Genomic DNA, 26,219 nt, shown 5'->3' on the forward strand with positions numbered 1-26,219 from the left:
GCCCCGCTCTCAGCAGAGTGCACATCACAGGTCAAGGCAGGGCCATCCACACGTTGATCCGCAGTGACCAGGTGCCGTCGGGCGCCTCGGTGAGCGACCGCTCGTCCTGCCGGGTGACCAGCCCGATCAGCTGCGTGGCCGGACCGTACGGGGCCACCTGCCCCTCCTCGGCGGCCAGCACGACCGGGGTGCGCCCGGCGGCCCGGACCCGCTCGACCAGGCGGCGCACGTCGGACTCCGGCGCGGTGTCGCCCTCCACCTGGCGCACCTCCGCGGCCGGGACGCCGCAGGCGCCGCGGACGACCTGCGTGTACCGGTCGGCGGTGACCCGTTCGGCGATGAGCACCGAGGCGTCCGGCGGGATGCGCGCGCACATGGCGGCCACCGCGGCCGCCTCGCCCCGCCCGACCGGCGTGAACGCGGTGCCGATCGAGGTCACGGCCGGCGGCACGACCAGGAGCAGTGCGCAGGCCGGCACGACCCAGCCGCGCCACCTGCCCTCTCCCGCCCGCTCGCGCAGCCACTTCGCTCCCCACACGGCCAGCAGGATCACGCCGGGGATCACCACCGGCACCAGGCGGCGCGCGGCCCACGGGTGGTCGGGGGTGATCGCCGGGCGGAGCAGCGTGGTGAGCGTGGCCCAGCCGATGACCGCCAGCGGCAGCAGCCATGGCAGGCCGCGGCCGCGCAGCAGCCGGTGCGTCAGCACGGCCGCGGCCAGCGTGGCGAGCACGAGCGCCGGGACGCCCACGTACCACGCCACCCAGTGCAGGGTGTGCTCGAAGTACAGGCGGGTGCCGTCGACCGGCAGGCCGTTGGCCTTCTGGATCTGCTCGATGAAGGTGGCGGTGAGCCGGTCGTCGACGTTGTCGGGGACCCGGCGCACGGTCACCAGCCAGGGCCGCACCGCCAGCCCGGCCATGGTCAGCGCCACCAGCGTCGCCCCCGCCGCCGGCAGCCATCCCGGCGGCCTGAGCCTGGCCAGCAGCGGCGCGGCCACCGTACCGGCGAGCGTCAGCACCAGGACGGCGGCGCAGATCAGCAGCAGCGGCCGCATCGAGCTGGACAGGTACGTCAGGTAGGGCCGCGACAGCCCGTAACCGGCGGCCAGGCCGAGGCCCGCCCCGGCGGCGAGCCCGGCCAGCAGCGGCGGCCCCAGCCCTCCGTGGCGGCCGGGCGACCGGCGGCCCATCGCGACGAGCAGCCCGGCGAACGCCAGCACGGGCAGCACGTCACGCAGGCCGTCCACCCGCACCAGCACGGCCAGCCCGAGCGTCAGCCCGCCCAGCGCGGCCCCGATCCGCCGCCCGTGCCCGTACAGGGCGTCGTGCACCAGCGCCAGCCCGCCGAGCAGCAGGAGCATCGACGGGATCTCGCTGAAGGTGGCGCGCGAGGTGTAGATGATCGGCATGCAGCAGGCGAACGCCAGCGCCGCCACCGGGGCCCAGCGCCCGCCGGCCAGCCGGGCCGCGAGCCCGGCCACGGCGAGCACCGCCAGCGCCCCCAGCACGACCGGGGCCAGGAACAGCCCGCCGAGCCACTCCCCGAGCGCGAACAGCATCGGCGCGCCCGGCATGAACTGCGGCACCACGGAGTCGCCGACGGCGTAGAAGCCGACGCTCTCGAAGATCAGCGACGGGTCGGCCCCGCCGAACGCCTCCGGCCGCGCGGGGATCGGCAGCGACCCCTCCCGCGCCAGCCAGATCGCGTACTGCGCGTAGGTGGACGGGTCACGGCGGACGGCGAGCTGCTCACCGTGCATGACCCCGTTGAACACCCCGGCCCCCGCCGCGACCGCCACAGCAGCGGCCACCTGCCCCACCGTGGCCCGCACGGTGTCGACGGGCCCGTCTCCGTCGGCGTCCTCCGGCACGCTGACCAGCCCGCGCGTGCCCGCCCAGCACAGCAGCCCCGCCATGGCCAGCCCGAGCGGGATCGCCACCGCCGGCCGGTAGACGCCGAACGCGAGCAGCGGCAGCGCGGCCAGCAGCCACCCGGCCACGGCCAGCGCGGGCAGCACCGAGAGCGCCGCGAGCACCCGGCCCGCCGGCGGCCTCCGCATCGGGTCCAACCAGGCGATTCCCATCGGTGAGCGAGCGTATCCAACCTCACGCCGACGGCACGCCAGGCAGCGCCGAGAACCCACCAATCATGATCACACCAAACCCCCGCCCCCAGCACACGATGACGAAAGCCAAGACCAAAGGGACGAGTCACGGGTTCACCCCACCTACGGCGGGTCGGGCAGGCCGAAGGCTTGCTATCGGCGCCCAGCCCGAGGGGTTTCCCAAAAGGCTTTTTGAGTGTCCACCCCACCTACTACGGCGGAAAACAGAAGAAGGAGACCACAGCCCGAGTAGATGACCACGGCAGCACACGACGTCGCCGGCTTGGGATGCCGGCAGGGCGGGCGGGGCCGGTCACGTACGTGACGGGGGGAAGATCGGGAGGGCGCGGGGGCCGGTAGCGAACGCAGCGGGACGGAAGACAAGGAACCGGCTTGAGATGACGGCACCGCGGGCGGGGGCCGGTAGCGTACGCGGCGTGGGGGGAGATCGGGAGGGCGCGCGGCGAACAGCCGCTCGCGTGCGCGGCGTGGTGGATGAGCGGGCCGGGTTCGGGCGGCACGGGTGGTTTCTGGCGGTCCTGGCGATCGGCGCCGCGCTGCGGGTGGTCACGATGCTGGGTTACCGGCCGGCGCTGTGGTTCCCCGACTCCTACACCTACGTGGTCACCGTCCTGCGGCCCCGGCCCGATCTGGTGCGCCCGGCGGGCTACTCGATGTTCATGAAGCTGCTGGAGCCGCTGCACTCCTTCGGCGCGGTCACCGCCGCCCAGCACCTGCTGGGGCTGGCCACCGGGGTGCTGGTCTACTGGGCCGCGGCGCGGCACACCCGGAGGTGGATCGCGACGCTGGCCGCCGTCCCCGTGCTGGTGGAGCCGTACCAGATCGAGCTGGAGCACCTGCTCGTATCCGACACGCTGTTCATGTTCCTGGTCGTCGCCGCCGTCGCGCTCGCGCTCGCCGGACGGCCCAAGGCGGTCACGATCGGGCTGCTGCTGGCCGCCGCCTCGCTCACCAGGACCGTCGGGCAGCCGTTGATCGTGGTGCTGGTGGCCTGGTTCCTGCTGCGCCGCCAGATCAGGCCGGCCTGGATCATGCTGGTGGCCGCGGTGGTCCCGATCCTCGCGTACGGGGGCTGGTTCTACGCCACCTACCAGCGGGTCGGCGTCATCGGCGCGAACGGCGTCTTCCTCTACGCCCGCACGATGTCGTTCGCCGACTGCGCCGAGATGGACCCGCCGCCCGACCTGCGGGTGCTGTGCGACCCGCGCCCGGCCGACCAGCGGCCGCCGTCGCAGGAGTACATCTGGGCCAGGGACGCGCCGATCGTTGCCCTGCCCGGCATCACGTTCACCAAGGAGACCGACGACCTGGCCATGCGCTTCGCGCTGCTGGCGATCCGCACGCAGCCGCTCGACTACGCCGGCTCGGTGCTGGCGGAGCTGGGCCGCTCGTTCGTGTGGGGCCGCCCGGTCTACCCCGACCAGGAGATCTACGGCTACTACCAGTTCCCCGAGACCCCGCCGGGGCCGCCGGGCCGCTACCCGGCGCAGGTCGGCACCGAGTTCGCCAAGCGCTACGAGCAGGGCCCGATCGGCACCTCGATCGTGGAGCCGTACGCCGGGTGGATGCGCGCCTACCAGGACGTGGCGCGGATCCCCGGCACGGTCCTGCTGGTGGTCCTGCTCGTGCCGCCCGCCGCCGTGGCGTGGCGGGCATTCCGGTACGGGCGGGGCCCGGGTTCCCCTCGTGCCCTCTGGCTGCTGCCCTGGTCGGTGGCCGTCGTGTTGTTGATCACTCCGGCGGCCGTGGCCGAGTTCGACTACCGGTACGTGCTGCCGGCGGTGCCACTCGCCTGCCTGGCGGCGGCGCTGGCCTGCGGGAACGGTAGAGAATTTACTGATCTTATTCCACGAAATGTCCAACTCTGAGTATGCTTTGCCCCGGTATCATCACCGCTGGGTCACGGTCGATTCCTCCAGTCATGGCTGCGGCGACGCCGCCGGTGACCTAGTCTCGTGGCGCAGAACGACCGAGCCAGCGCGTGAGGCGCAGCGACGAGGCTAGGGGGCGCATGAGTGACTACAGAGGCATGTCCGTAGAGGACAGCAGGTCCCCCCAGCCCGGCAGCAGGATGGCACGCAGGCTCGCCGCATCGGCGCCGCCTCCGCCGAAGGAGCCCGAGCGCGGCCGGCGGGGCGGAGACGGCGGCAACGGCAAGATGCGCGTGCTGGCCTGGGTCAGCATCGCGGCCACGTCCCTCATGGTCGCCGGCTCGCTGACCGGCTACGTCGCCTACCGCGACGCGTTCGGCGCGATCGACCAGAAGAACGTCAAGGACGACATCATCAACCCCCGCCCCCGCGACACCGGCGCGCTCAACGTGCTGCTGGTCGGCTCCGACACCCGCGCGGGCGACGGCAACGCCCAGTACGGCCAGGAGACGGCCCGGCTGGCCGACGCGGGCGGCAAGCGCACCGACACGATCATCGTCCTGCACATCTCCCCCAACCGCGATCAGGCGAGGCTCATCAGCTTCCCGCGCGACTCGATGGTGGACATCCCCAAGTGCAAGAACGAGACGACCAAACAGGAGATGCCGCCCAGCCGCGCGATGATCAACTCCGCCTACAACCACGGCGGCGTCGCCTGCACGATCTCCACCCTGGAGACGCTGACGGGCATCCGCATCAACCACTTCGTCGAGGTCGACTTCAGCGGCTTCAAGAACATCGTCGACTCGCTCGGCGGCATCGAGATCTGCCTCAAGTCCGGCGTCAACGACAAGAATGCCAAGCTGGTCCTCCCGCCCGGCAAGAGCCTGCTCAACGGCGAGAAGGCGCTGGGCTACGTGCGGCTGCGCAGCTACGGCGACGGCAGCGACATCCAGCGCATCAAGCGCCAGCAGATCTTCCTCAGCAAGGTCATCGCCAAGGCCACCAGCAGTGACCTGCTCACTGACCCGATCAAACTCACCGGGTTCATCAAGTCGGCCGCCCAGTCGGTGACCATGGACCCCGACCTGGCCAACAACCCGCAGAAGCTCATCGACATCGGCATGAGCGCCAAGGACCTCACCGCCAAGGGCGTCAAGCTCACCACGGTCCCGTGGATCCCCGACCCCGAGGACGAGAACCGCGTCGTCTGGCAGCAGCCGGCGGCGGGCGAGCTGTTCGACTCCATCATCAACGACACCGAGCTCCCCGAGCCCACGCCGAGCGCGACCGCCGACAAGCCGAAGGTCGCCGTCAAGCCCGGCCAGGTGCGGATCCAGGTGCTCAACGCCACCGGCGAACCGGGCAGGGCGCGCGAGGTCGCCGACCAGCTCGCCAAGGAGGGCTTCCAGGTCACCGGGCTGGGCAACTACGCCGACGCCGGCGGCCAGCCGGTCGCCGCCACCGAGGTCCGCTACCCGAAGACGGCCGAGACCGGCGCCGACCACGCCGACGTGCTGACCAAGAAGCTCAACCCCGCGCCCGACGCGACGGCCGGCAAGGTCAGGCCCACCAACACCGAGCCGTACACGCCGACGGTGGCCCCCACCACCGCGCCGGCCGCCGACGGGCCGAAGGGTCCGGTGCTCCAGCTCGTCATCGGCACCGACTTCAAGGCCGTCAAGGTCACCAAGCTGTCGGAGGCCGTGGAGAAGAACACCATCACCGCGTCCCAGCAGAAGAACGTCTGCGTGTAAGGCTCCTGCAAGTTGTCTGTGTAACCCTCAGGCCGTGAGACAGGACCTCCGGCGCCCGCTAGGGTGGTTCGGGTCGGCGACGCGGCTCGCCCTCGCGGGCGTCGCCGCCTGTCGCGTACCCCGGCCCCGAGCGAAGCTGAGCGACTTCCCTGTGTCTGACACCAAGTACTCCCCTCCGGTCCAGGTTCCCGGCGATGAGAGTGCGGGGCCGGCGAACACAGGGGCCCGCTGGCCGCTCCCCGGCGGCGGCGGCCTCTTCGAGCGCCCTGGCCAGGAGCAGGCCGAGCCCACCCAGAAGCCCGAGCCCGAGGCCGGGCCGCCGAAGCGCAGGCGCGACCCGTACCTCGACAACGTCAAGTTCGTGCTCATCGCGCTCGTCGTGGTGGGCCACTCGCTGGTGCCGACGCTCGACGCCGACTCCAACCGGGCGCTCTACATCTTCATCTACACCTTCCACATGCCGCTGTTCGTGCTGATCAGCGGCTACCTGTCCAGAAACTTCTGGAACTCCAACGCCAAGACCAACAAGCTCGTCGACACGTTCCTCGTGCCGTACGTGATCGTCGAGGTCGGCTACGCGGCGCTGCGCTTCTCCCTCGGGCAGAAGTGGAGCCTGACGATCATCGACCCGGCGTGGCTCAACTGGTATCTGCTGGCGCTGCTGTTCTGGCGGCTGTCGACGCCGGTGTGGAAGCGGATGAAGTTCCCGATCCCGGTGGCGATCGCGATCTACCTGTTCGCCGGGTTCTCCGAGATCTCCGGTGACTTCAGCATGGACCGGTTCTTCGGCCTGCTGCCGTTCTTCGTGATCGGGCTGGTCATGCAGCCGGAGCACTTCGAGCTGCTCAACCGGCTGTGGATCAAGATCGCCTCGGTGTTCACCATCGTCGCCGCGGCCACCGTGGCCATCCTCATCGCGCCCTGGGCCAAGCTCGCGCCGTTCTACTTCAAGAACAGCTACGAGAAGATGGACCTGTCCTGGTACATGGGGCTGGGCGTGCGCGTCGGGCTGCTGGTCTGCGCCCTGGCGCTCTGCTTCGCGGTGCTGGCGCTGGTGCCGCGGGGCGAGACGTGGTACTCCGATCTCGGCACCCGCACCCTCTACTGCTACCTGCTCCATGGCATCCCGGTGCTCATCGCCAAGGAGCAGGGCTGGCTCGACCTGCCGTGGCTGCACGGCCCGCTCGGGGCGCTGGCGATCAGCTTCAGCTGCTTCGCGCTGGCGATCGTGCTGTGCCTGCCGGAGACCCGGACGGTCTTCAAGTGGGTGCTGGAGCCGCGCCTGACCTGGCTCTATCGCCGTCCTTCCAGAAGTTAAGCGGCAGTTACCCCCGCATTCACGCCTTTGACCCGGTCGGCGCGGAGCATCGACGCATGCGGGTATGCGTTGCCACCGTCGTCCATCATCCCGAGGACGCCCGGATCATGCATCGGCAGATCAGGGCGCTGCTCGACGCCGGCCACGAGGTGACCTACGTCGCGCCGTTCACCTACCACAACGTGACGCCCACCCCACGGCTCACCGCCGTCGACGTGGCGCGCGAGGCGGGCCCGGGCCGGGCCCGGTCGGCTCTCAGGCGCGGCGTGCGGGGCGCCGACCTCCTGCTCGTGCACGACGCCCGTCTCCTCCGCGCGCTGCCGTACCGCCGCCCTCCGGTCGTCTGGGACGTACGCGAGGACGTCTCCGAGGCCAGGCTGGCGCGGGCCGCACGCAGGTGCCACGTGATCACACCGGACGTGGTGCCCGAGGCCACTCTCGTGGCGCCGGACCCGCCCCCTCCCGGGGAGACGAGAGTGGTCCACATCGGCCGGCTGTCGGCCGCCAGGGGCGTTAACGAGCTCATCGGCCTGGCCCGGCGGCTGGCCCCGCACGGCATCCGGATGGACCTCATCGGCCAGGCCGACCCGGCGGCGCGCCCGCTGCTGCGCGACGCCCAGCGGGTCGGCCTGCTGGACTGGTTCGGCCACGTGCCGCTCAGGCACGCGCTGCGGATGGCCGAGGGCGCGCTGGCCGGCCTGTCGCTGGCCGGTCCAGCGGTGACCGGGCCGCCCACCAAGATCCTCGACTACCTGGGCCGGGGCCTCCCCGTCGTGACCACCTCGCAGGGCGCCGGAGTGGTGGAGCGGGCGGGCTGCGGCTTCGTGGTCCCGCTGGACGTGGACGCGGCGCTCGACGCCGTGCTCGACCTGAAGGAGAGCCCCGAGCTGCGCCGGTCGCTCGCCGCGCGCGGGCACGCGCACGCCCGCGCGCACCACCACTGGCCGGACCACGCGCCGGCGTTCGTGGCCCGGATGGAAGGCTGGGCCGGGGTTCCCGCCCGCGCCCCGTCGTTCGCGGTACAGAGCAGGTCCGTGGGGTGATGGTCACGGCGTCCGGCGGTTGATGTACTAGACGCCATGGCATCGCATCTGATCCAGGGCCGGACGGTGAGCATGCCCGTCCGGGTACGGGACGTCATGGTGTGTGGCGCTCTCTACCTGGTCCGGGCCGACGCCGCAAGGGCCGTGCTCGCGTATTCGGGGCTGGACGTGGCCGAGGTGCTGCCCGGCAAGGCCGTCTGCGTGCTGGTGTTCGCCGACTACCGCGACGGCGATCTCGACTCCTATCACGAGTTCGGCATGGCGTTCCTGATCCGTCGGCCGGGGGCGACGGGCTCGGTGGGGCTCGCCGACCTGCGGAACGCTGCCGCGTTCGTCCACTGGATGCCGGTCGACCAGGGCTTCACGCTGGAGGCGGGGCGCTCGCTGTGGGGCGTGCCGAAGGAGCTGGCCGACATCGACCTGCGGCTCGGCTCCCCGTACAAACGGTGCGTCCTGAGCAGGGACGGCAGGCTCGTGCTCGACATGCTGGTCAAGCCCGCCGCTCCGCTGCCCGGACCGGGCCCGGTGATCGCCCTGGACGCCTACACGCACCGCGACGGGCTCACCCGGCGCATCCCGTGGACCGTCCAGACCCGCGGCCTCCGCGTGCGCCCCGGCGGCGCGCTGATCCGGCTGGGCAACCACCCCATCGCCAAGGAGCTGAGCGAGCTGGGCCTGCCCAAGCGCCCCCTGCTGGCCGGCACGGTCGCGCACGCCACCATGGCCCTGGAAGAGGCCGAGCTCGTCCGCTAGCGGGCGAACGCGGCCAGCCCTGCCCGCCAGGCGCCGTCGAGGTCGGCACCTGGCGGGAAACGGCCGTCGAGCTCCAGCATCACCATGCCGTGCGCGAAGGCCCACACGGCCCGCGCCAGCAGCGGGTCACCGTCGACGGCTTTGACCAGGGGCAGCGCCGTCCGGTCCTCCAGTCCGGCGGGCAGAAGTCCGCGCGGCAGCGGCCCGGTGCTCATCAGCCGGTAGAGATGGGGGTGGGCCAGCGCGTAGGCGCGGTAGGCCCGCGCCAGCACTCCCGGGCCGCCCTGCGACGCTTCCAGGGCCCGCGCCAGGTCCTGCATGGCGATCGCGATCACCTCGGCCTCGACGGCGCTCTTGTCGGGGAAGTGCTTGTAGAGCGAAGGGGCCCGGATGCCCAGCCGCCCGGCCAGCGCCCGCATGGTGAGCGCCTCCGCGCCGCCCTCCTCGACGAGCCGCAGGGCCGCCTCAACGATCTGCCGTGACCGCTCGGACACGCCGGCTCCCATCCCGCTCCCGTAGTCCGTAACCGAACGCGCGATCGGCGGCGATGTGCATCAGCCAGGCGAGCCCGGCGGTCCACGTCGGCACTCCGCCGATCGGCCAGAAGATGTATCCAACCAGCAGCAGGAGGGGCGCCCACGCCCGGTGTGCCGCGTTGTAGAACGGCACCGCCCGCGGTGACAGCCGCCCGCCGCCGGCCTTCCTCGCCCCCACGAGCATGGTCAGGTCCGGCAGGATCGCGAAGACCACCGCTGTGACCCAGGCCATTCCCCCGTGCTTGGCCACCTCGAAGACGATGAAGGCCAGGCAGAAGATCGCCAGACCACCCCACGCGCCTCTTCTCATGACCGCCCTCTCGTCGGCTAACGCTGTTAGCCGCAGGCTATGGCTAACACTGTTAGCCGTCAAGCGGGGAAAAGCCCCCGCCATGGCGGCGAGGGCGTTCAGACGATGGGCGGGCGGCCGAGCTTCACCATGCGCCAGGCCGTCTTCCAGGCCATCGGGCGGCGCTCGCCCGCGGGTGTGCGCAGGCCCTCGAAGAACCCGGTGAACCATGCCTTCAGCGAGTCTTTGGAGCCGCGCTCCCTGATCAGGGTCAGCACCACCCAGTCGAGCAGGTAGAGCGCCGCCAGCGGCCACGGCAGGTTGCGTCTGGCCAGCCACACCCGGTTGCGTGCGTTGAGCCGGTAGAACTCGGCGTGGCGGGTCGGCGGGACCTGGGGGTGGTACATCACGGTCTCGGCGTCGTACTCGATCCGGTAGCCCTCGCCGAGCAGCCGCCAGGCCAGGTCGGTCTCCTCGTGCGCGTAGAAGAACCGCTCCGGCAGCCCGCCCACCTGGAGGAAGGCCGAGCGCCGGACGGCGGAGGCGCCGCCCAGGAACGTGGTGACCGGTGAGCTGCGCTCCGGGTCGCCGGCGCGCAGGCGCGGGACGTGACGTCGCTGGCCGATGCCGCCGTCGGGGTCCATCACCCGGAAGGAGATGACGGCCAGGTCGGGCTCGGTGGCGAAGCGGTCGCGGACGTGCGCGGCCACTTTCTGGTTGGCGTACCAGCCGTCGTCGTCGAGGAACAGCACCACGTCACCGGAGCACTCCTCGACCCCGCGGTTGCGGCCGGCGGGTATGCCCGTATTGTGGTCGAGCCGGATCGTCTTGACGGTCGCCGACGAGCCGGCGGGGGGCGTCGCGGACAGCTCGGGCACGTCTGCGCCGTTGCCCACGATCACCACCTCGACGTCACCGTCGATCTGGTTGAGCGCGGACTCGACCGCCCGGTCCAGCTCCGCGACCCGGTTTCCCATGGTGAGGATGACGCACGAGATCTTCAACGAATCATCGTCCTGACGCGTTGAGAGCACGGGCGGAGCAATCTTTCATGATCACCGAGTCTGCTGGGTGGCTTATTTCCTGATATTGGTGGAGCTAAGCGTATCGGAACCGGTAGTGAACCCCCACCGAACCGGGGATGTCCGATCAATACGACGGACGAGAGGCGCTGCCGGTTCCGAGAATCGCATCACGCCAGCCGCCTCGACGCGAGAATGCTGACCAAATGCAGGACAACCTGTAGCCCTGCCGCGACCACACAGGCCACGACGAGCACCCGGGTGGCCGCCAGATCGCCCCGCACCACGTCGATCACCGCCGTCGCGAGCGCGAGCAGCGACAGCTCGATCGGCTGCACGATCCGGTGGAACCCGGTCGCCGCCAGGACCCGCCTGCCCAGCCCCAGCAGGCCCGAGCGGAACTGCACGGCGGCGGACTCGGTCGCGGCGGGCAGGCCGCCCTTGGCCCGCGCCACCTCCACCAGGTCGGACTCCGCCTTGATGAGGATCGCGCCGAGCGCCGCCGCGAAGCCCAGCACGGTGTACCAGTCGGGCAGCACGGCCGACGCCCGCCAGCCCAGCCCGGCCAGCAGCGCCGCCTCGGCGAAGTAGGCGCCGACCCGGTCGAGGTAGACGCCGGTCAGCGACGTCTTGCCGGTCCACCGGGCCAGCTCGCCGTCGGAGCAGTCGAGCAGCAGGTAGACCTGGATCAGCAGGGCGGCGGCCACGGCCGCCCACAACCCCGGCAGCGCGATCACCACCCCGGCCGCGACCCCCGCCACCGTCATCACCCAGGTGAGCTGGTTGGGCGTGACGCTCGTCCTGGTCATCAACCAGGTGACGTAGATCGACAGCCTGCGCATGTAGAGCACGCCCGCCCAGTGCTCGCCGTTGCGGCGCTCCAGGTGACCGGCGGGCTGGGCAACCCCGCGCAGCTCAGCGACCGAAGGCCCGGACATAGTCCTCCACCCGATCGCGGATCTCGGAGTCCTGCAGACGCAGGTGCTCCAGGATCGTGTAACGGCCGGGACGGGTGGCGGGCGCGAGCGAGACCGCGGCGGTGAACTGCTCGCTGCTCAGCCCGATGTCGCCGGGGGTCACCGGCAGCTGGTGCTGCCGCAGGCAGCCGACCACCTGCTTGAGCCGGGCCTCGTCCTCCCTCAGGAAGTAGCAGAAGGCGGTGCCGACCCCGGCGAGCTCGCCGTGGTTGGAGGTGCCGGGGAAGAGCTGGTCCACGGCATGCATGATCTCATGGTCGCCACCGCTCGCGGGCCGCGATGAGCCCGCGACCACCATCGACATGCCCGACAGGATCAGCGACTCGGCCAGAACGGTCAGGAACGCGTCGGACTCGACGGAGTCGGCCCTGCCGAGCAGCGCCTCGGCGGCCGTGCGCGCCATCGAGCAGGCCAGCCCGTCTATCGGCTCGCCGCGCTCGACGTTGCTGAGCTGCCAGTCCTCGCACGCCGACAGGTTGGCGAGCACGTCGCCGACGCCTGAACGGACCAGCGACTGCGGGGCCTTGTGCACGAAGTCGAGGTCGACCAGGACAGCCAGCGGCATCGGCACACCGAACGTGCCCTTGCCGCCCTCGTACAGCAGGGAGGCCGTCGGCGAGCAGATGCCGTCGTGGGACAGGTTGGTGGCCACCGCGACCATGGGGATGCCGGCCAGCGAGGCGGCGTACTTGGTCGTGTCGATGGTCTTGCCGCCGCCCACGCCCACCACCACCTCGTAGGCGCCCTTCCGCAGGTCGGCGCCGAGCGAGACGGCGGCTTCCACGCTCCCGTCGGAGACGCGGAACACCTGGGCCTCGTCCAGCGTCGGCGCGATCAGGCTCTCTATGTGGTCGCCCTGGCCGGGGCCGACAGCCACCGCGACCCGGCCGGAGGTGGCGACCCTGCTGTCGGCGAGCAGCGCGCCGAGCTCCGCGACGGCACCGCGCCTGACCTCCATCTGGATCGGCGCGGGCAGCATCCTCGCAAGAAGCGGCATCCGGCCCCCTCAGTAGTGGACGGCGATGGTGCGGGCCTTGGCCAGGTCGTCGTGGTTGTCCACTTCGACCCAGTCGACCTCGCCGATGGGGGCGACGTGGATGGCCTCGCCTCGCTCGACCATCTCCTGGTAGCCGTCTTCGTAGTAGAGCTGCGGGTCGCGCTCGAAGGTGGCCTTGAGCGCGTCGGCCAGCCGCTCGGCGGCGCCCGGCCGGATGAGCGTGGCGCCGATGTACTCGCCGTACGCGTCGGACGGGTCCATCAGCTTGGTGATGCGGCGCAGCGCCCCCTCCTCGGAGAGCGTGACCTTCATCTCCTCGTCGGCCAGCTTCTTCACGTCGTCGACGGCGAGCAGGATGTCGCTGGTCTCGGGCGCGGCGAGCAGCGTCTTCTCGACCGACACGGGGTGCACGGTGTCGCCGTTGACCAGCAGCGCGCCGCGGCCGAAGTAATCACGCGCGCACCACAGGGAGTAGGCGTTGTTCCACTCCTCGGCCTTGTCGTTGTGCACGAGGGTGAGCTCGACGCCGTGACGCTCCTCCAGCTCGCGCTTGCGCTCGTGTACGGCCTGCGCCGCGTAACCGACGACGACCACGACCTCGCGCAGGCCCACGGCGGCCAGGTTGCGCAGCGAGATGTCCATGATCGTGGTCTCGCCGTCGACCGGCACGAGCGCCTTAGGCAGCGTGTCGGTGTACGGCCGCAGGCGTCGTCCGGCTCCAGCGGCCAGCACCATTCCCAGCAACGTGCACTCCTCAGTCGAGCATGACTACGTAGGCCCAAAGGTTAGTTGGCTTTCGGCCTCGTGAGGGTAATCCGCCGTTAGTCTTGCGTTCCCGTGTCCGCCGTGCGTACCCCGGTCCTGGGCGCGGCGAGCCAGCACGTGAGGCTCTCCCACCCGAAAGCGCCCCACAGATACACCGCCAGCAGCACGAATCCGCCGGTCACCCAGCCCACGAGGGCGAACAGGCCGAGCACCAGCATCCGCCCCTCCCAGCCGAGGCCGAGCGCGGCCAGCCAGGGCGGCGGGTAGACCTGCTGACGCAGCCGGTAGACCAGGTCGTAATGGTGGAAGGCGGCCGCCCCGAGCAGCAGGAAGATCAGCACCGGGGGCACGCCGTGGGCGAAGCCGCAGGCGGCGATGAAGGCGTACTCGATCCCGCGCAGGATCGGCGGCGCCATCCAGTCGAGCCGGCCGTCGTGCGGATGGGAGCTGCCCGGCCCGGCCAGCAGCAGCGTGACGAGCGGCGCGAACACCGCCAGCCCGCCGGCCCCCGCCACCCCCATCAGCAGCAGGATCCCGATGACGAAGGCGGCGGCGACGAGCGGCGGCAACGGCGGGAGCTGCCCGGCCACGAGCATGCCCATGCCGCGCGAGAGCGGCCCGTCGTCGCGGTAGGCCACGACCTTGCCCCGGGGCACCGGCACCATGTGGACAGAGCTCATTCAGCAGACCTCATCATCCGGCCGACGAGCTGGTAGGCGGCGGCCACCGCGCCCCAACCGAGCAGCGCCACGAACGTGACCCGGGCGTCGGACACCGCGGCCGTGACCGCGATCAGCGCCGTACGCTCCCCGATGGGCAGCACGACCATCCTGCGCAGCCAGTGGACCGCGGAGCCGTGACGCACCCGCTGGGCGATCCTGAGCAGACCCTGCCGAGGGCGTCGGCGCCCGGCGTCGGACGGCTCCAGCAGCGAGCGCGATGGCCTGGCAGGCAGCGCGCCGGTCTGGCCGGCGTCCCACACGGATCCGGCGTACGCGAACTGGAGCGAGTGGCGGACGGCCTGCAGCATCATGGCGGCGACGGCGAGGAACCAGATGCCGTCGGGGTTGCCGCCGCCGTACGCGTGCGTGGCCATGTAGCCGTAGGCCAGCCCCACGTAGACCGCGTACTCCTTGAACCGGTCGGCCATCCCGTCGGCCCACGCGCCGAGCGGCGTGTACCCGCGCGTGTAGCGCGCGAGCTGGCCGTCCAGGCAGTCGAGCGCGAACGACAGGTAGAAGAGCAGGGCCCCGGCCACCAGCGCGACCCTGCCGCCCTCGGAGAACCAGACCGCCGCCAGCACGGCCACGGCGACCGAGACGCCGGTGACGGCGTTCGGGGTGAGCTTGAGCGCGTGCGCGGGCCTGATCAGGTGGCGGGTCAAGGGCGAGACGAGGTACGAAGTGAAGAAGCCGTCGTCGGACTTCACCGCGCCGTCGAGGCGGACCTGGTCCTCGTCCACCTCCGCGAGCCGCTCGATCGCGGCGTCGGCGGATGCCTGGCCGGTGGGCCGCACGCAGTGGAGCGGCCCGAGCGCCGCCGTGCGCACCGGCACCCCCGATCTGACAAGCCCGACCAGCAGCAGGTCGACGGTCTCGACAGGGGTGACGGGGCCGAGCCTGCCCGACTCCGCCAGCTCCGCCAGCTCCTCCGCGACCTCGGCGAGCACGCCCAGGTCGGCCTCGCCGGCCTGCAGCCCGCCGGCGAACGCGGCGTTGGCCTCCGGCACGGTGTGGAACGAGCTGCCCGCCGCGGTGATCCGCCCGCCCTCGACGCGGAGCGGCGGCCGCGTCGGCCCCGCCGCGGCCTCGCCGTCGACCAGCGCCCGCGTGTCGCGCGCCGGGTGCTCCAGCAGTACGGCCAGCGCCTCCGTGTGGGCCACCAGGTCGCCGGGCAGCAGGGCGACCGGCCCCGACGCCACGCGCGCCAGCTTGGCCACCATGCGCAGGTCGGCGGCGAGCCCGCCGGCCGACGTCAGCACCTGGACCTCGCGGGCGGGCAGGGTCGCGAGCTGGTCCGCGAGCCGGTCGGTGAGCGTGCCCTCGCGGCAGCCGAGCCGGGCCGCCGGTGTCGTGGCGAGCAGCACGATCGTGCCGCTCTCGGTGAGCGAGTCGGTCAAGGCGCGGGTCCTCCCGTTTGATGAGGGAGCGCGTGGCACACAGCGTAGCGATCGGGCCACGCGATAGCACGGACCAGTACCGTTACCCTCGAACTATGATTTCTCGGCTGCCCTCCATCGGCGTGGTGCTCGCGGGGGGCATCGGCCAGCGTGTCGGCCACAGTGAGCCGAAGCAGCTCATCAAGCTGGCCGGGCGGACGATCCTGGAGCACACGATCGAGCTGTTCGACGCCTCTCCCGACGTCGACGAGGTGGTCGTGCTGATGACGCCGGGGTTCGTGGAGCCGGTGCGCGAGCTGGTGCGGCGGTGCGGTTTCGGCAAGGTGACCGCGATCGTCGAGGGCGGGGCGAGCCGGACCGAGAGCACCTGGCGGGCCCTTCAGGCGGTGGGGGAGCGGGAGTGCAACGTGCTCCTGCACGACGCCGTGCGGCCGCTGCTGGAGCCCCGGATCATCACCGACTGTGTCCGCGCCCTGGAGACGTACGAAGCCGTCGAGGTGGCGATCCCCAGCTCCGACACGGTGCTGGTGGCCGAGGACGACATCGTGCGCGAGGTGCTGGACCGGTCGCGGCTGCGGCGGGCGCAGACGCCCCAGGCGTTCCGGCTGTCGGTGATCCGCGAGGCGTACCGGCGGGCGATGGCCGATCCCGGCTTCGCCACCCGGCAGGCGACCGACGACTGCGGCGTGGTGCTGCGTTACCTGCCGGAGGTGCCGATCTACCTGGTGCCGGGGAGCGAGCGCAACATGAAGGTCACCCACCCGATCGACCTGTCCATCGCCGACCAGCTGCTGCGCCTGGCCGCCGCCGGCACGCCCGCGCCCGCCCCGCCCGACTACCGGCGGGTCCTCTCCGGCCGCACGGTCGCGGTGTTCGGCGACGGCGCCGTCCTCGCCGCCCTGGCGTCCGGATACGGCGCGGTGGTGCGGTGCTTCCCCGCGGATCTGGCCCGTACGGAGGAGCAGGCGGCCAAGGCCCTGGCCGAGGCGGGCCCGGTGCACCACGTCATCCACCTCGCGGGGCCGCGCCCCGGTTCGCTCGCGGCGGCCGACGCGGAAGCCCTGGCCCTGGCCTGCCTCGGGGCGGCGAACGTCGCCAGGGCCGCGTACCCGCTCCTGCGCGAGACCGGCGGCACGCTCGTCCTCCAGGCAGGCGGCGGCGACGGCAGCGTCGCCGCCCCGGCCCGTGCGGCGACCGCCGAGCTGGCCCGAGCCCTGGCCGCCGAGTGGGCAGCCGACGACGTCCGCGTCAACGCGGTCCTCACGACCGACCCCCACCGGACGGCGCGGACCTGCCTGGACGCGCTCGCCTCCGGCCTGACCGGACAGGTCATGGAAGGCTGATCCCACGCTCACGCACCGTACGGAACGGTGCGTGGCGTCAGCGGGGTGGGCGGGCCAGTTTTCGAGGGCTGGTGAGGAAGCCCCAGCCCCATGACATGTGCATGGTCGCGTACACCACAGGCAGCCGCAGCCTGGCCGACCAGGCCAGCCCGCTTCCGGTCAGCGCCGAACCCGCCACGATGGCCGCGGCGTATCCGCCCGGGACGATCAGCCCCAGGGGGAAGAACGGCGCGACCACCAGCCCGAGCAGGATGGCCAGCACGGCGGCCGGTGGCGCGAGGTAGCGCAGGTTGATCGTGCCCTCGTGGGTGCGGGCCACCACCCTGCGCCATCTGCCGTAGTGGAAGTACTGCTTGGCGAGCGCCTTGACGTTGGGCCGGGGCCGGTAGGAGACCCGCATCCGCGGCTGGAACCACACCAGGCCGCCGGTCTGGCGGATGCGGTGGTTCATCTCCCAGTCCTGGGCGCGCTGGAAGTGCTCGTCGTAGCCGCCCACCCGGGCCAGCGCGGAGCGCCTGAACACGCCGAGGTAGACCGTGTCGGCGGGCCCGGCCGTGCCGCCGACGTGGAAGGCCGCCGCGCCCACGCCGATCTTGGAGGTCATCGCGCACGCGACAGCCTGCTCGAACGGGCTGACGCCCTCGGCCGCCATCACGCCGCCGACGTTGTCGGCTCCTGTCTCGTACAGGGTCTCGACCGCCACCCGCAGGTAGTCGGGCGGGAGCATGGCGTGGCCGTCGACCCTGGCGATGATGCCGTTGCGGGAGGCGGCGATGGCGGCGTTGAGCGCGTTGGGTGTGCGGCCCGTGGGGTTGGGCACGACGGTCACCCGGCGGTCGGCGGCGGCGATGGCGTCGGCGACCTCTTGCGTGCGGTCGTGTGACGGACCGACGGCGAGGACGACCTCGATCTCACCCGGGTAGTGCTGGGCGAGCACCTGGTCGACGGCTTCGCGGAGATGGCGTTCCTCGTTGAGGACCGGCATGACGACGGAGATGGGGGGCCAGCCACGCGTCTCCGCTGGCGCGTGCGGCGAGTCGGGGAACTGCTTCATGGCGGGGCTCACGCTACTGTACGACCACGGGAGGACGGCAATCGAGAGCGCAATCCTCCGGCGGCACGGAGGGGGACGGTCATGCGCGACCCAGGCGAGGAGGACGCCGGGGTGATCGTGGGCGGCGACGCCTACGGCGGCGTCAAGCTCGCCGGCGGGCGGCGCAGGCCGCGCAGGAGCGCCAGGGTGCGGCGGCGCAACGCGGTCCTCGCGGGCCTGCTGTCCACGGGCGTCCTGATCGGCACCGGCGTGGTGTGGGCGACGCCGCGCCAGATCGGCACGGTCGACGCGGGGGTCGAGGAGACCGCGCCGCGCGGGGCGGAGAACATCCTGCTGGTGGGCGTCGACAAGCGCGACGACCTCACCCGCAAGAAGCAGAACGAGCTCAAGCTCGGCCGCGAGTCGGGCCAGCGCACCGACACCATGATGGTGATCCACCTGTCGGAGGACCACAGCCGGATCACCGTGGTGAGCCTGCCGCGCGACACCTGGACGACGATCCCCGGCAAGGGCGATCACAAGATCAACTCGGCCTACCAGTTCGGCGGCCCGAAGCTCACCGTGCAGGCCGTGCAGCAGGCCACCGGCCTGAAGATCAACCGGTACATCGAGGTCAACGTGCTGGGCTTCATCGACGTGGTCGACTCGCTCGGCGGCGTCACCGTCTGCACGCCCGTGCCGATCAACGACCCGAAGACCGGTCTCAACCTCACCGCCGGCACCCACGAGCTGCAGGGCGCGCAGGCGCTGGGTTACGCCCGCACCCGCGCCACCGCCCGCTCCGACCTCGACCGGATCGACCGGCAGCAGCAGGTGATCTCGGCCCTGCTGAACCGGGCGCTGAGCGCGGACACGCTGGCCAACCCGGCCAAGCTGGCCTCGTTCGTCAACACCACGCTCGGCACGATCAAGGTCGACCCCGACGACGGGCTGCTCGGGCTGGCCACCCAGCTGCGGGACGTCAAGCTCGACAACGTGCAGTTCGCCGACGTGCCGCTGGAAGACGTCGACTTCCGCACCTCCACGGGCGAGTCGGCGGTGCTGTGGGACAAGCAGAAGGCGCGTGAGCTGTTCCGGGCCATCGAGGCCGACCAGGACCTGATCAAGCCCACCCCCAAGGCGAGCCCCTCGGCCAAGGCCTCGGCCGGGCCGGCGTCCGTCCCGCCGCAGGAGATCTCGGTCAAGGTGCTCAACGGCACGCTGATCACCGGGCTCGGCGCCCGGACGCGCACCGCGCTGGTCGCCTACGGCTTCCGGGTGCCCGAGGACGCCGGCAACACCGCGCGCAAGGACCACAAGAAGACCGTGGTGCGCTACGGCCCCGGCCAGGAGGCCGCTGCCCGCACGGTCGCCGCCGCCATCCCCGGGTCCGACCTGCGGAAGGCGGATGTCAAGGAGATCGAGGTCGTCATCGGCGCCGACCAGCCGAAGGTGGCCAAGCCCAAGGCCTCGACGACGCCGTCGGCGCGGCCGAGCGCTTCCCCATCTGCGGAAACGGCAACGCAGAACATCTGCAAGAAATAGGTTAACAGTCAGCCAAGAGGGCACCCTTTCCCCATGATTGTCAGGTCTTGGCAGGAGGAACTCTGCACGGTCCTGCGCGTCTCGGGGGAGCTCGACGTGGCGGGCGCTCCCCGGCTCCGCGCCGAGCTGGAGCCGGTCCTGTCCTCCCCCGGCCCGCTCATGCTCGTGATGGATCTGAGCGAGGTGCCGTTCTGCGACTCGGTGGGGCTGGGCGTGCTGGTCTCGACGCACAACCACGCGCGGCGCACCGGCGGCAGGCTGATCCTGGTCCTCCAGGGGGGCATGATCAGCCACCTGCTGACGATCACCAACCTCGACCGCCACTTCGAGACGAGCCCCTCGCTCACGGACGCCCAGGCGGCGCTCGCCGCCGCGGCGTAGCCCCGCCCCGGGATGCGAGACGATGTCATCGTCCCTGCGGTTCTCCTGTGGAGGCATTGGCGTTGTTCGAGGAGTTCCCCGAGCCCGCGCGGTCCCAGCTCGTGGCCGCCCACGACGAGGGCAGGACCCGGCCGGAGTGGTGTTTCGCTGACGGGCCCGTCCGGCTGGCGTTCTGGGCGCCCTTCGCCGGCGCGGAGCCGATGATCGTCTGGCAGTTCACGGCCGGCCCCGACCCGGCCGCCGCCTCGCGCCTGCTGCGCCGCGCCCTCGCCGCCGCCGGCGTGCAGAAGGTCATCCATGACATCTCGCTGCCGTCCGGCCTGTCGCCGCTCATCGACCGTGCGGTCGAGCACGAGTCGCTGACCGGCGCCGGGTTCGCGCTGGAGGTCGAGCGGCTGCTGCTCGAATGGCGGCCAGGCGGCGACCTGCCCGCCGACCCCGGCCGGCTGACCTACCGCCCGGCCAGGGAGCTCGACCCGGCCGCGGTGCTCGACCTGCTGGTGCGCATCTCGTACGGGTCGCTCGACCACGACACGCGGGTGGAGCTGGCGACGGCGGGGGCCGAGCACGAGGCGCGCTGGATGTACGACGACCTGATGAACCGCAAGGGCAAGCCCGGCTGGTTCGTGATCGGCTGTCTGGACGGCGAGCCGGTCGGCCTGGTCGCGCCCGACGACCACTCGATCGCCTACATCGGGGTGGTGCCGGAGCACCGCGGCCACGGCTACGTCGACGACCTGCTGGCCCACGGCACCCGCACGCTCGCCGAGGCCGGGGTCCAGCGCGTCGTGGCCGCCACCGACGTGGCCAACGCCCCGACCGCGGCGGCGTTCCTGCGGGCCGGATACTCCGAGGCCGGCCGCCTCCACCGCTACTACTGGCGACTCCGTGATGGGATGTCCTCGTGAGACTTGGTGTGATCTTCGACCGGGATCTGCCGCCGGAGCGGCTCGTGCCGGTGGCGCGGGCGCTCGACGCCCTGGACCGGGTGGACGACCTGTGGGTGGTCGAGGACCTGGGCTGGACCGGCGGCGTCTCCTCCGCCGCCACCGCCCTGGCCGTCACCTCCCGGCTGCGCGTCGGCATCGGCATCGCCCCGGCCCCGCTGCGCAACCCGATGCTGCTGGCCATGGAGCTGGCCAACCTGGCCCGGCTGCACCCCGGCAGGCTGGCCGCCGGGATCGGCCACGGGGTGCCGGCGTGGATGGCCCAGGCGGGGGCCGCGCCGCCGTCGCCGCTGGCCCTCCTGGAGGAGACGATCACCTCCGTACGGGCGCTGCTGAGGGGCGAGACGGTCACCATGGCGGGCCGGTCGGTCCAGCTGGACGGGCTGTCGCTGGTGCACCCGCCGCGCGAGGTCCCGCCGGTGCTGGCGGGCGTCAAGGGTCCCCGCTCGCTGGCCCTGTCCGGGCGGGTGGCGCAGGGCACGATCCTGCCCGAGGGCCTCGGTCCCGACCAGGTCAGGCAGGCGCTCGGCCAGATCTCCCCCGCCGGTGACCACGAGCTGGCCGCCTTCACCTACCTGCACGTCGGGCCGGGCTTCCCCGGCCACGTGGCCGAAGGCCAGGCCGAGTTCCTGGGCGTGGCGCCGGAGGAGGTGGCGAGCGCCGTCGGCACCGCCGAGGAGGCCGCGGCGCACGTCAGGGCCCTGTGGTCGGCGGGCGCCGGCACGGTGCTGGTCCGCCCGGTGGCCGCCGACCCGGTCCCCCACGTGGAGGCCCTTCTCACCGCGCTCTGACCCGTACCGGGATCTGGCCGAAAGGCGGACGGCGATCGGCCGGAAGGCTGATCCGCGCCCACCGGCGCCCCGGCCACGATCGGAAGCATGAAGCGGACCTTGACAGTGGCAGCGGTGATCGCCGGGATGGCCGGGCTCGCCGGTTGCGGCGCGACCTTCGACGACACCGAGACGCACTCCGCGCGGGCGTTCGCCCATTCAGGGGCGACGCTGGTCGTCAAGTCCTCCGTGGGCGGCCTGCGCTTCCTGCCGGGCACGGCCGGCGAGGTCCGGGTCGACCGGTGGCTGGAGGGGAAGGCGGCCAGCGACGGCAACGCCTCCTGGTCGTTCCGAGGGGGCGTGCTCCGGCTGAGCGCCGACTGCACCATGGTGTTCGGCACCTGCGGCGCCCGCTACCACGTACGGGTGCCGCCGGGGACGAGGCTCGTGGTCGACGGCTCCGACGACGGCGTCATCCTGAAGAACCTCGACCAGGATGCGGACGTCTCGACCCGCGGTCCCATCACGGCCGAGGGGACGTCGGGCAGGCTGCGCCTCCTGGGCGGCGAGGAGCCGATCAAGGGCTCGGGCCTCAGGTCGGCCGACGTGCGGGCCCGGACGGTGAGCGGCTCGATCGCGCTGGCCTTCGCCGTCGCGCCCGTCAGGCTGGACGCCCGGTCGCGAGAGGGCGGGGTGACGGTGGCGGTGCCGCGCGAGAAGTACGCGATCACCGCCGAGTCCGCCGAGGGGTCCGAACGCTCCGAGCTGAAGAGCGCCAGGAGCGATCGGACGATCGTCGCCAGAAGCGAATCCGGAAATATCCGGATCAAGGGGGTTGGTTGACCCGGCGGCCGTGCTCCCGGCTCCCGGGTCAGTCGCCGTCCTGGTCGTTGTCGTCCTGGCCGTCGTCCTGGTCGTCGTTCTGCTGGTTGGTGTTGACGACATCCGGGTCGTCGTCGCCGTCGTCGCCACCGCCTCCGCAGGCGCCGGTCAACCCGAGCACGGCCACCATCGCGGCGGCCGCGAGCATCGACCTGTGACTCCTCCGACGCAGCATGCGCATCTCCCTTGATCAGTGTCTTTACCGTCGTTTCCTCCTTATCCACCATCAGCCCGGTTTAACAGGAGGAAGACCTGATTAGGTAAACGACCGGTCGTTCATATAGTCTGCCGGTATGACACACGACGGCCGCCGGCTGCGCGGCCAGCGGAGCCGGGAGGCGATCCTCGATCAGGCCGTGAGCCTGGCCTCCGTGGAGGGCCTCGACGGGCTCTCGCTCGGCCGGCTGGCCACCACGCTCGGCATCAGCAAGTCGGGCTTCTTCGCCCACTGGCGCGACAAGGAGCAGCTCCAGCTCGACGCCGTCGACTGGGCGGCCCGCCAGTGGACCGAGCAGATCATCTCTCCCGCGCTGCGCGCGCCGGCGGGCGTCCGGAGGCTGTTCGCGCTGCACGAGCTGCGGCTGCGCTTCTACGCCGACCGGGTGCTGCCCGGCGGGTGCTTCTTCCTGGCGGCGCAGACCGAGTTCGACGACCGGCCGGGAGAGGTGCGCGAACGCGTCTCCCGGGCGCTGCGCGACTGGCTGGCGTTCATCCGGAGGCTCGTCGCCGAAGCGATCTCGCTGGGCGAGCTCCGGCCCGACGTCGATCCCGGGCAACTCGCGTACGAGATCGAGGCCCTCGGCGAGCTGGCCGTCACCCACACCCGCCTGCTCGACGACCACCGGGCCGTCGAGCACGCCCGCCGCGCCGTCCTGCAGAGGCTGCGCGCCCTCTGCCCCGACCCCGCACTGCTACCGGAGGATTGAATGACCGACGAAGGACACTACGAGTCCGTCCACGTCCACTTCGACGACCTCGACGTCATGGGCCTGTTGCACAACTCGCGCTACGCCCTGCTGGTGGAGCGGGCGATCGGCGCCTACTGGACCAGGCTCGGCTGGTCGCCCGATCCTGCCACCTCGGCGTTCAAGGACGTGTCCTTCGCCGTGCGTGAGTTCAAGATCTCCTATGAGGCGCCCGTCATGGGGGCGGGCGAGCTGGCGGTGCGTCTCTGGATCGAGCGCATGGGGCGCAGCAGCGTGGTCTACGGCTTCCTCGTGCTGTCCCCCGATCATGAGATCACCCACGCCGAGGGCTACCGCGCCAACGTCAACCTCGACCCGGTCACGTTCCGCCCCACGCCCATCAGCGACGAGAGCCGCGCCGCCGCCGGGCCCCTGTTCCTGCCGGTGGCGGCGGGCTGACGTCCGTCGCGTCAGCCGGTCTCGGCGAACCGCCTGAGCACCGGGGCGAGCACGTCGGCGGCCACGCTGTGCTGCTCCCCCTTGACGACCTGCAGCGTGGCGGTCGGCAGCAGCTCGGCGACGGCGCGGGCGCCGACCATCAGCGACGGATCGGTGCCGTCGCCGTGCATGGCCAGGACGGGGACGTCGACCGCGGCCCAGCGGTCCTGGTCCAGCGGATTGCCCGCCATCGCGGACGCCACGAACCGGCCGTCGTAGGCGATCGTGTGCGCGACCTCCTCGACGGCCGCCCAGGACGGGCTCTGCCGGAAACCGTCGACGACCTCGGCGGGCATGCCGACCGCCGCGGTGCAGAACAGCGCCGCCGCGTCGCCGGGACGGCCCTGGGCGATCGCCTCGTCGAGCCGCTCGACATAGTCCGGCGGCAGGGGCGGGCGGGTGTCGTCGATGATGAACGGCGGCTCCCATACCACCAGCCGGCTGATCGGCAGCCCGGCCACCGCGGCGTCGAGGGCCAGGGCCGCGCCTGAGGAGAATCCGCAGACGATGGCGGGCCCTCCGGCGTCGGCGATGATCGCCGCGAGGTCCTCGATCTCGCGCTCCGTCGCGTACGGGGCGGTGTCGGTGCTCTGGCCGCGCCCGCGCCGGTCGTAGGTGTAGGTGCGGAACCCGTCGCGCAGCAGCTCCCCGACCTCGGCGCCCAGCGGGTTGACGGCGCGGTGGGAGGTGGCGCCGTCGACCATGACCAGCGGCTGACCCTCGCCCACAGCGTCGAAAGCGATGATGGTGCCGTCCTTCGAGCGGACCGTGCCCATGGTTACTCTCCTTCATTTTCGGAACTGGACGGTACAGTACTATCTTCCGTACGGAACTGTCCAGTACTATCCCTGCCTAGCCCTAAGGAGGTGTTGTGGACCCACAGCAGAGCGGCGCCGGGCCCGAGACCGGTCGCACGGCCAGGAAGCGGCGCGCGATCCTGGACGCGGCCACCGAGGTGTTCCTGCAGAACGGCTACCTCGGAGCGAGCATGGACGAGGTGGCCGCCAAGGCCGCGGTGTCCAAGCAGACCGTCTACAAGCAGTTCGCGGACAAGAAGCACCTCTTCACCGAGATCATCCTCGGCACCACAGCCCAGCTCATGGACGGCTTCAGGCAGGTCGCGACCGACCTCGACCGGGCCACCGACGCGCGCCAGGCCCTGCACGACCTGGCCCGCGCCCTCCTCGCCAACCTCACCCAGCCGGACGTCCTGCGGCTGCGCCGCCTGGTCATCGCCGAGGCCGACCGGTTCCCCGACATCTCCGGGGCGTGGTTCGAGCACGGTTTCCACGAGTCGCTGGTGATGCTGGGCGAGACGCTGCGCCGCCTGGAGGGCCGCGGGCTGCTGCGGAACCTGCCTGACCCGACGCTGGCCGCCTACCAGTTCGCCGGGCTGGTCATGTACAAGCCGATGAACCAGGTGATGTTCGCCGGCACCCCCGCCGGTCCCGCGGCCGAGGAGCTGGAGAGCATCGCCGGCCAGGCGGTGGAGGTGTTCCTCGCGGCCTACGGCTGACGGCTCAGCCGCCCAGGACGCGGTCCAGGGTGCGGCGGCCCATCCGGCTCATGGCCCGGTTGGTCTCCGCGTAGTACCAGACCGCGCCCATCGCCTGCTGGAACGCCCACGCCCGGCCCCGCTCCCATGGCCACGACACCGGGCAGCCACGTCTGCACCGCCCACGGCAGCGGATAGCCCGCCCCCGGCTCACCCAGCGCGACGGGCTCGGGCGTACGGAACCGCGTCCGGCCCGCCAGCTCCCGGGCCGCCTCCGCTTCCGCCCGCAGCCATCAGCCTCCCCACGCCGATGCCGGCCCGCAACCTCTTTTCCCGGGGTCCGCGCCGTCAGCGGGTGCTCGCCAGGGCGGTGCGGGCGATCTCGGCCCGGTCGGCGGCCTCCGCCTCAGCCGCCCGCTTCTCGGCGAGCACGCGGGCGTCGTAGGCGGTGCGGGCGGCGGCGATCTCGTTCTGGTGCGTCTCCGTCCAGGTGACCAGCTCGCGGATGGTGGAGTGCAGGGTCGTGCCGAGCGAGGTGAGCTCGTAGTCGACGCGCGGCGGGACGGTCGGGTGCACGGTCCTGCTGACCAGTCCGTCGCGTTCCAGGTGCCGCAGCGTACGGGTGAGCATGCGCTGGCTGACCCCGTCGATCATGCGGCGCAGCTCGGTGAAGCGCAGGCTGCGCCGGTCGAGCAGGGCGATCACCAACAGCGACCATTTGTCCGCGACGCGGTCGAGGATCTGCCGGACCTCGCAGTCCTCCCGGGTGTCCCACTGGAGAACGTCGTAGTCGTCGCCGGTATCCCCGCAGTGACCGAGGGACTCAGAAGTGCCGTCTTCCATGA

General features: G+C 71.8%; 28 protein-coding genes and 1 pseudogene. 14 read left to right on the forward strand and 15 right to left on the reverse strand.

Features of this window, described 5'->3' with window-relative positions:
- Positions 1–31 precede the first annotated feature (31 nt).
- A complete protein-coding gene (locus KME79_RS05825) occupies positions 32–2,086 on the reverse strand; it encodes a hypothetical protein (protein WP_219543584.1) in 2,055 nt (684 codons plus the stop codon).
- Between the two features lie 458 nt (positions 2,087–2,544).
- Between KME79_RS05825 and KME79_RS05830 the strand changes: the two genes are divergently transcribed.
- From KME79_RS05830 to KME79_RS05850, 5 genes are all read left to right on the forward strand, one after another.
- Complete coding sequence (locus tag KME79_RS05830) at positions 2,545–3,996, forward strand: glycosyltransferase family protein (protein ID WP_308248804.1); 1,452 nt, start codon at positions 2,545–2,547, stop codon at positions 3,994–3,996.
- Between the two features lie 143 nt (positions 3,997–4,139).
- Positions 4,140–5,756: an LCP family protein gene (locus KME79_RS05835; RefSeq protein WP_219543585.1), complete on the forward strand. Its 1,617-nt coding sequence runs from the start codon at positions 4,140–4,142 to the stop codon at positions 5,754–5,756.
- A 151-nt stretch (positions 5,757–5,907) separates the two neighbouring features.
- The gene (locus KME79_RS05840; RefSeq protein WP_219543586.1) at positions 5,908–7,074 is read left to right on the forward strand and encodes an acyltransferase family protein; all 1,167 of its coding nucleotides are present in this window, start codon (positions 5,908–5,910) and stop codon (positions 7,072–7,074) included.
- A 56-nt stretch (positions 7,075–7,130) separates the two neighbouring features.
- Positions 7,131–8,117, forward strand: coding sequence for a glycosyltransferase (locus KME79_RS05845; protein WP_219543587.1), 987 nt, complete (start codon positions 7,131–7,133; stop codon positions 8,115–8,117).
- A 36-nt stretch (positions 8,118–8,153) separates the two neighbouring features.
- Entirely contained in the window at positions 8,154–8,870 is a 717-nt protein-coding gene (locus tag KME79_RS05850; protein ID WP_219543588.1) for an acetoacetate decarboxylase family protein, read from the forward strand.
- Here the strand turns inward: KME79_RS05850 and KME79_RS05855 are convergent.
- The 8 genes from KME79_RS05855 to KME79_RS46165 all read right to left on the reverse strand — a co-directional run bounded on the left by KME79_RS05855 (position 8,867) and on the right by KME79_RS46165 (position 15,575).
- Positions 8,867–9,364 (reverse strand): TetR/AcrR family transcriptional regulator, encoded by a 498-nt coding sequence (locus KME79_RS05855; protein ID WP_308248805.1) that lies wholly within the window; start codon positions 9,362–9,364, stop codon positions 8,867–8,869. The genes KME79_RS05850 and KME79_RS05855 overlap by 4 nt on opposite strands.
- Entirely contained in the window at positions 9,336–9,716 is a 381-nt protein-coding gene (locus KME79_RS05860) for a DUF4260 family protein (protein WP_219543590.1), read from the reverse strand. Before KME79_RS05860 ends, KME79_RS05855 begins: the two co-directional genes overlap by 29 nt.
- A 98-nt stretch (positions 9,717–9,814) precedes the next feature.
- Positions 9,815–10,699 carry a glycosyltransferase gene (locus tag KME79_RS05865; RefSeq protein WP_219543591.1) on the reverse strand — a complete coding sequence of 295 codons (885 nt, stop codon included), beginning with the start codon at positions 10,697–10,699 and terminating at the stop codon, positions 9,815–9,817.
- Positions 10,700–10,887: 188 nt separating this feature from the next.
- Complete coding sequence (locus tag KME79_RS05870) at positions 10,888–11,655, reverse strand: CDP-alcohol phosphatidyltransferase family protein (protein WP_148037061.1); 768 nt, start codon at positions 11,653–11,655, stop codon at positions 10,888–10,890.
- Positions 11,633–12,691 (reverse strand): iron-containing alcohol dehydrogenase family protein, encoded by a 1,059-nt coding sequence (locus KME79_RS05875; protein ID WP_148037060.1) that lies wholly within the window; start codon positions 12,689–12,691, stop codon positions 11,633–11,635. The genes KME79_RS05870 and KME79_RS05875 overlap by 23 nt, the downstream gene beginning before the upstream one ends.
- A gap of 9 nt (positions 12,692–12,700) precedes the next feature.
- Complete coding sequence (locus KME79_RS05880; protein WP_219543592.1) at positions 12,701–13,435, reverse strand: phosphocholine cytidylyltransferase family protein; 735 nt, start codon at positions 13,433–13,435, stop codon at positions 12,701–12,703.
- 77 nt (positions 13,436–13,512) lie between these two features.
- Positions 13,513–14,136, reverse strand: coding sequence for a DUF5941 domain-containing protein (locus KME79_RS46160; protein ID WP_219543593.1), 624 nt, complete (start codon positions 14,134–14,136; stop codon positions 13,513–13,515).
- A complete protein-coding gene (locus tag KME79_RS46165) occupies positions 14,133–15,575 on the reverse strand; it encodes a CDP-alcohol phosphatidyltransferase family protein (protein ID WP_219543594.1) in 1,443 nt (480 codons plus the stop codon). Before KME79_RS46165 ends, KME79_RS46160 begins: the two co-directional genes overlap by 4 nt.
- Before the next feature lie 95 nt (positions 15,576–15,670).
- Between KME79_RS46165 and KME79_RS05895 the strand changes: the two genes are divergently transcribed.
- Positions 15,671–16,918: a bifunctional cytidylyltransferase/SDR family oxidoreductase gene (locus KME79_RS05895; protein ID WP_219543595.1), complete on the forward strand. Its 1,248-nt coding sequence runs from the start codon at positions 15,671–15,673 to the stop codon at positions 16,916–16,918.
- Between the two features lie 37 nt (positions 16,919–16,955).
- Here KME79_RS05895 and KME79_RS05900 read toward each other — a convergent pair whose 3' ends face one another.
- On the reverse strand, positions 16,956–18,026 hold the full coding sequence (locus KME79_RS05900; protein ID WP_504739472.1) for a glycosyltransferase family 2 protein: 1,071 nt from the start codon (positions 18,024–18,026) through the stop codon (positions 16,956–16,958).
- A 27-nt stretch (positions 18,027–18,053) separates the two neighbouring features.
- On the opposite strand from KME79_RS05900, the gene KME79_RS05905 reads away from it, so the two are divergent.
- The 5 genes from KME79_RS05905 to KME79_RS05925 all read left to right on the forward strand — a co-directional run bounded on the left by KME79_RS05905 (position 18,054) and on the right by KME79_RS05925 (position 22,437).
- Positions 18,054–19,496, forward strand: coding sequence for an LCP family protein (locus KME79_RS05905; RefSeq protein ID WP_219543597.1), 1,443 nt, complete (start codon positions 18,054–18,056; stop codon positions 19,494–19,496).
- 33 nt (positions 19,497–19,529) lie between these two features.
- On the forward strand, positions 19,530–19,877 hold the full coding sequence (locus tag KME79_RS05910; protein WP_219543598.1) for an STAS domain-containing protein: 348 nt from the start codon (positions 19,530–19,532) through the stop codon (positions 19,875–19,877).
- 47 nt (positions 19,878–19,924) lie between these two features.
- Positions 19,925–20,785 carry a GNAT family N-acetyltransferase gene (locus tag KME79_RS05915; RefSeq protein WP_219543599.1) on the forward strand — a complete coding sequence of 287 codons (861 nt, stop codon included), beginning with the start codon at positions 19,925–19,927 and terminating at the stop codon, positions 20,783–20,785.
- Positions 20,782–21,615: an LLM class flavin-dependent oxidoreductase gene (locus KME79_RS05920; RefSeq protein WP_308248806.1), complete on the forward strand. Its 834-nt coding sequence runs from the start codon at positions 20,782–20,784 to the stop codon at positions 21,613–21,615. The genes KME79_RS05915 and KME79_RS05920 overlap by 4 nt, the downstream gene beginning before the upstream one ends.
- An 87-nt stretch (positions 21,616–21,702) precedes the next feature.
- The gene (locus KME79_RS05925) at positions 21,703–22,437 is read left to right on the forward strand and encodes a hypothetical protein (RefSeq protein WP_219543600.1); all 735 of its coding nucleotides are present in this window, start codon (positions 21,703–21,705) and stop codon (positions 22,435–22,437) included.
- 28 nt (positions 22,438–22,465) lie between these two features.
- Here KME79_RS05925 and KME79_RS05930 read toward each other — a convergent pair whose 3' ends face one another.
- Positions 22,466–22,651, reverse strand: coding sequence for a hypothetical protein (locus tag KME79_RS05930; protein WP_148037050.1), 186 nt, complete (start codon positions 22,649–22,651; stop codon positions 22,466–22,468).
- 118 nt (positions 22,652–22,769) lie between these two features.
- On the opposite strand from KME79_RS05930, the gene KME79_RS05935 reads away from it, so the two are divergent.
- Positions 22,770–23,402, forward strand: a complete 633-nt coding sequence (locus tag KME79_RS05935; RefSeq protein WP_219543602.1) for a TetR/AcrR family transcriptional regulator — start codon at positions 22,770–22,772, stop codon at positions 23,400–23,402.
- The gene (locus tag KME79_RS05940; protein ID WP_148037048.1) at positions 23,403–23,840 is read left to right on the forward strand and encodes an acyl-CoA thioesterase; all 438 of its coding nucleotides are present in this window, start codon (positions 23,403–23,405) and stop codon (positions 23,838–23,840) included.
- A gap of 11 nt (positions 23,841–23,851) precedes the next feature.
- Here KME79_RS05940 and KME79_RS05945 read toward each other — a convergent pair whose 3' ends face one another.
- Positions 23,852–24,655 carry an alpha/beta fold hydrolase gene (locus KME79_RS05945; RefSeq protein ID WP_219543603.1) on the reverse strand — a complete coding sequence of 268 codons (804 nt, stop codon included), beginning with the start codon at positions 24,653–24,655 and terminating at the stop codon, positions 23,852–23,854.
- Between the two features lie 95 nt (positions 24,656–24,750).
- On the opposite strand from KME79_RS05945, the gene KME79_RS05950 reads away from it, so the two are divergent.
- A complete protein-coding gene (locus KME79_RS05950) occupies positions 24,751–25,395 on the forward strand; it encodes a TetR/AcrR family transcriptional regulator (RefSeq protein WP_219543604.1) in 645 nt (214 codons plus the stop codon).
- A 4-nt stretch (positions 25,396–25,399) separates the two neighbouring features.
- On the opposite strand, the gene KME79_RS46170 is transcribed toward KME79_RS05950, so the two are convergent.
- The 3 genes and pseudogenes from KME79_RS46170 to KME79_RS05955 all read right to left on the reverse strand — a co-directional run bounded on the left by KME79_RS46170 (position 25,400) and on the right by KME79_RS05955 (position 26,217).
- Positions 25,400–25,534: a hypothetical protein gene (locus KME79_RS46170; protein WP_281429302.1), complete on the reverse strand. Its 135-nt coding sequence runs from the start codon at positions 25,532–25,534 to the stop codon at positions 25,400–25,402.
- A 43-nt stretch (positions 25,535–25,577) separates the two neighbouring features.
- A pseudogene (locus tag KME79_RS47375) lies at positions 25,578–25,664 on the reverse strand (hypothetical protein); the annotation flags it as partial.
- Between the two features lie 58 nt (positions 25,665–25,722).
- The gene (locus tag KME79_RS05955) at positions 25,723–26,217 is read right to left on the reverse strand and encodes a winged helix-turn-helix transcriptional regulator (protein ID WP_219543605.1); all 495 of its coding nucleotides are present in this window, start codon (positions 26,215–26,217) and stop codon (positions 25,723–25,725) included.
- Between the last annotated feature and the right edge of the window lie 2 nt (positions 26,218–26,219).

Origin of the sequence: Nonomuraea harbinensis, assembly GCF_019396385.1 — a bacterium.
GTDB classification, from domain to species: Bacteria; Actinomycetota; Actinomycetes; order Streptosporangiales; family Streptosporangiaceae; genus Nonomuraea; species Nonomuraea ferruginea.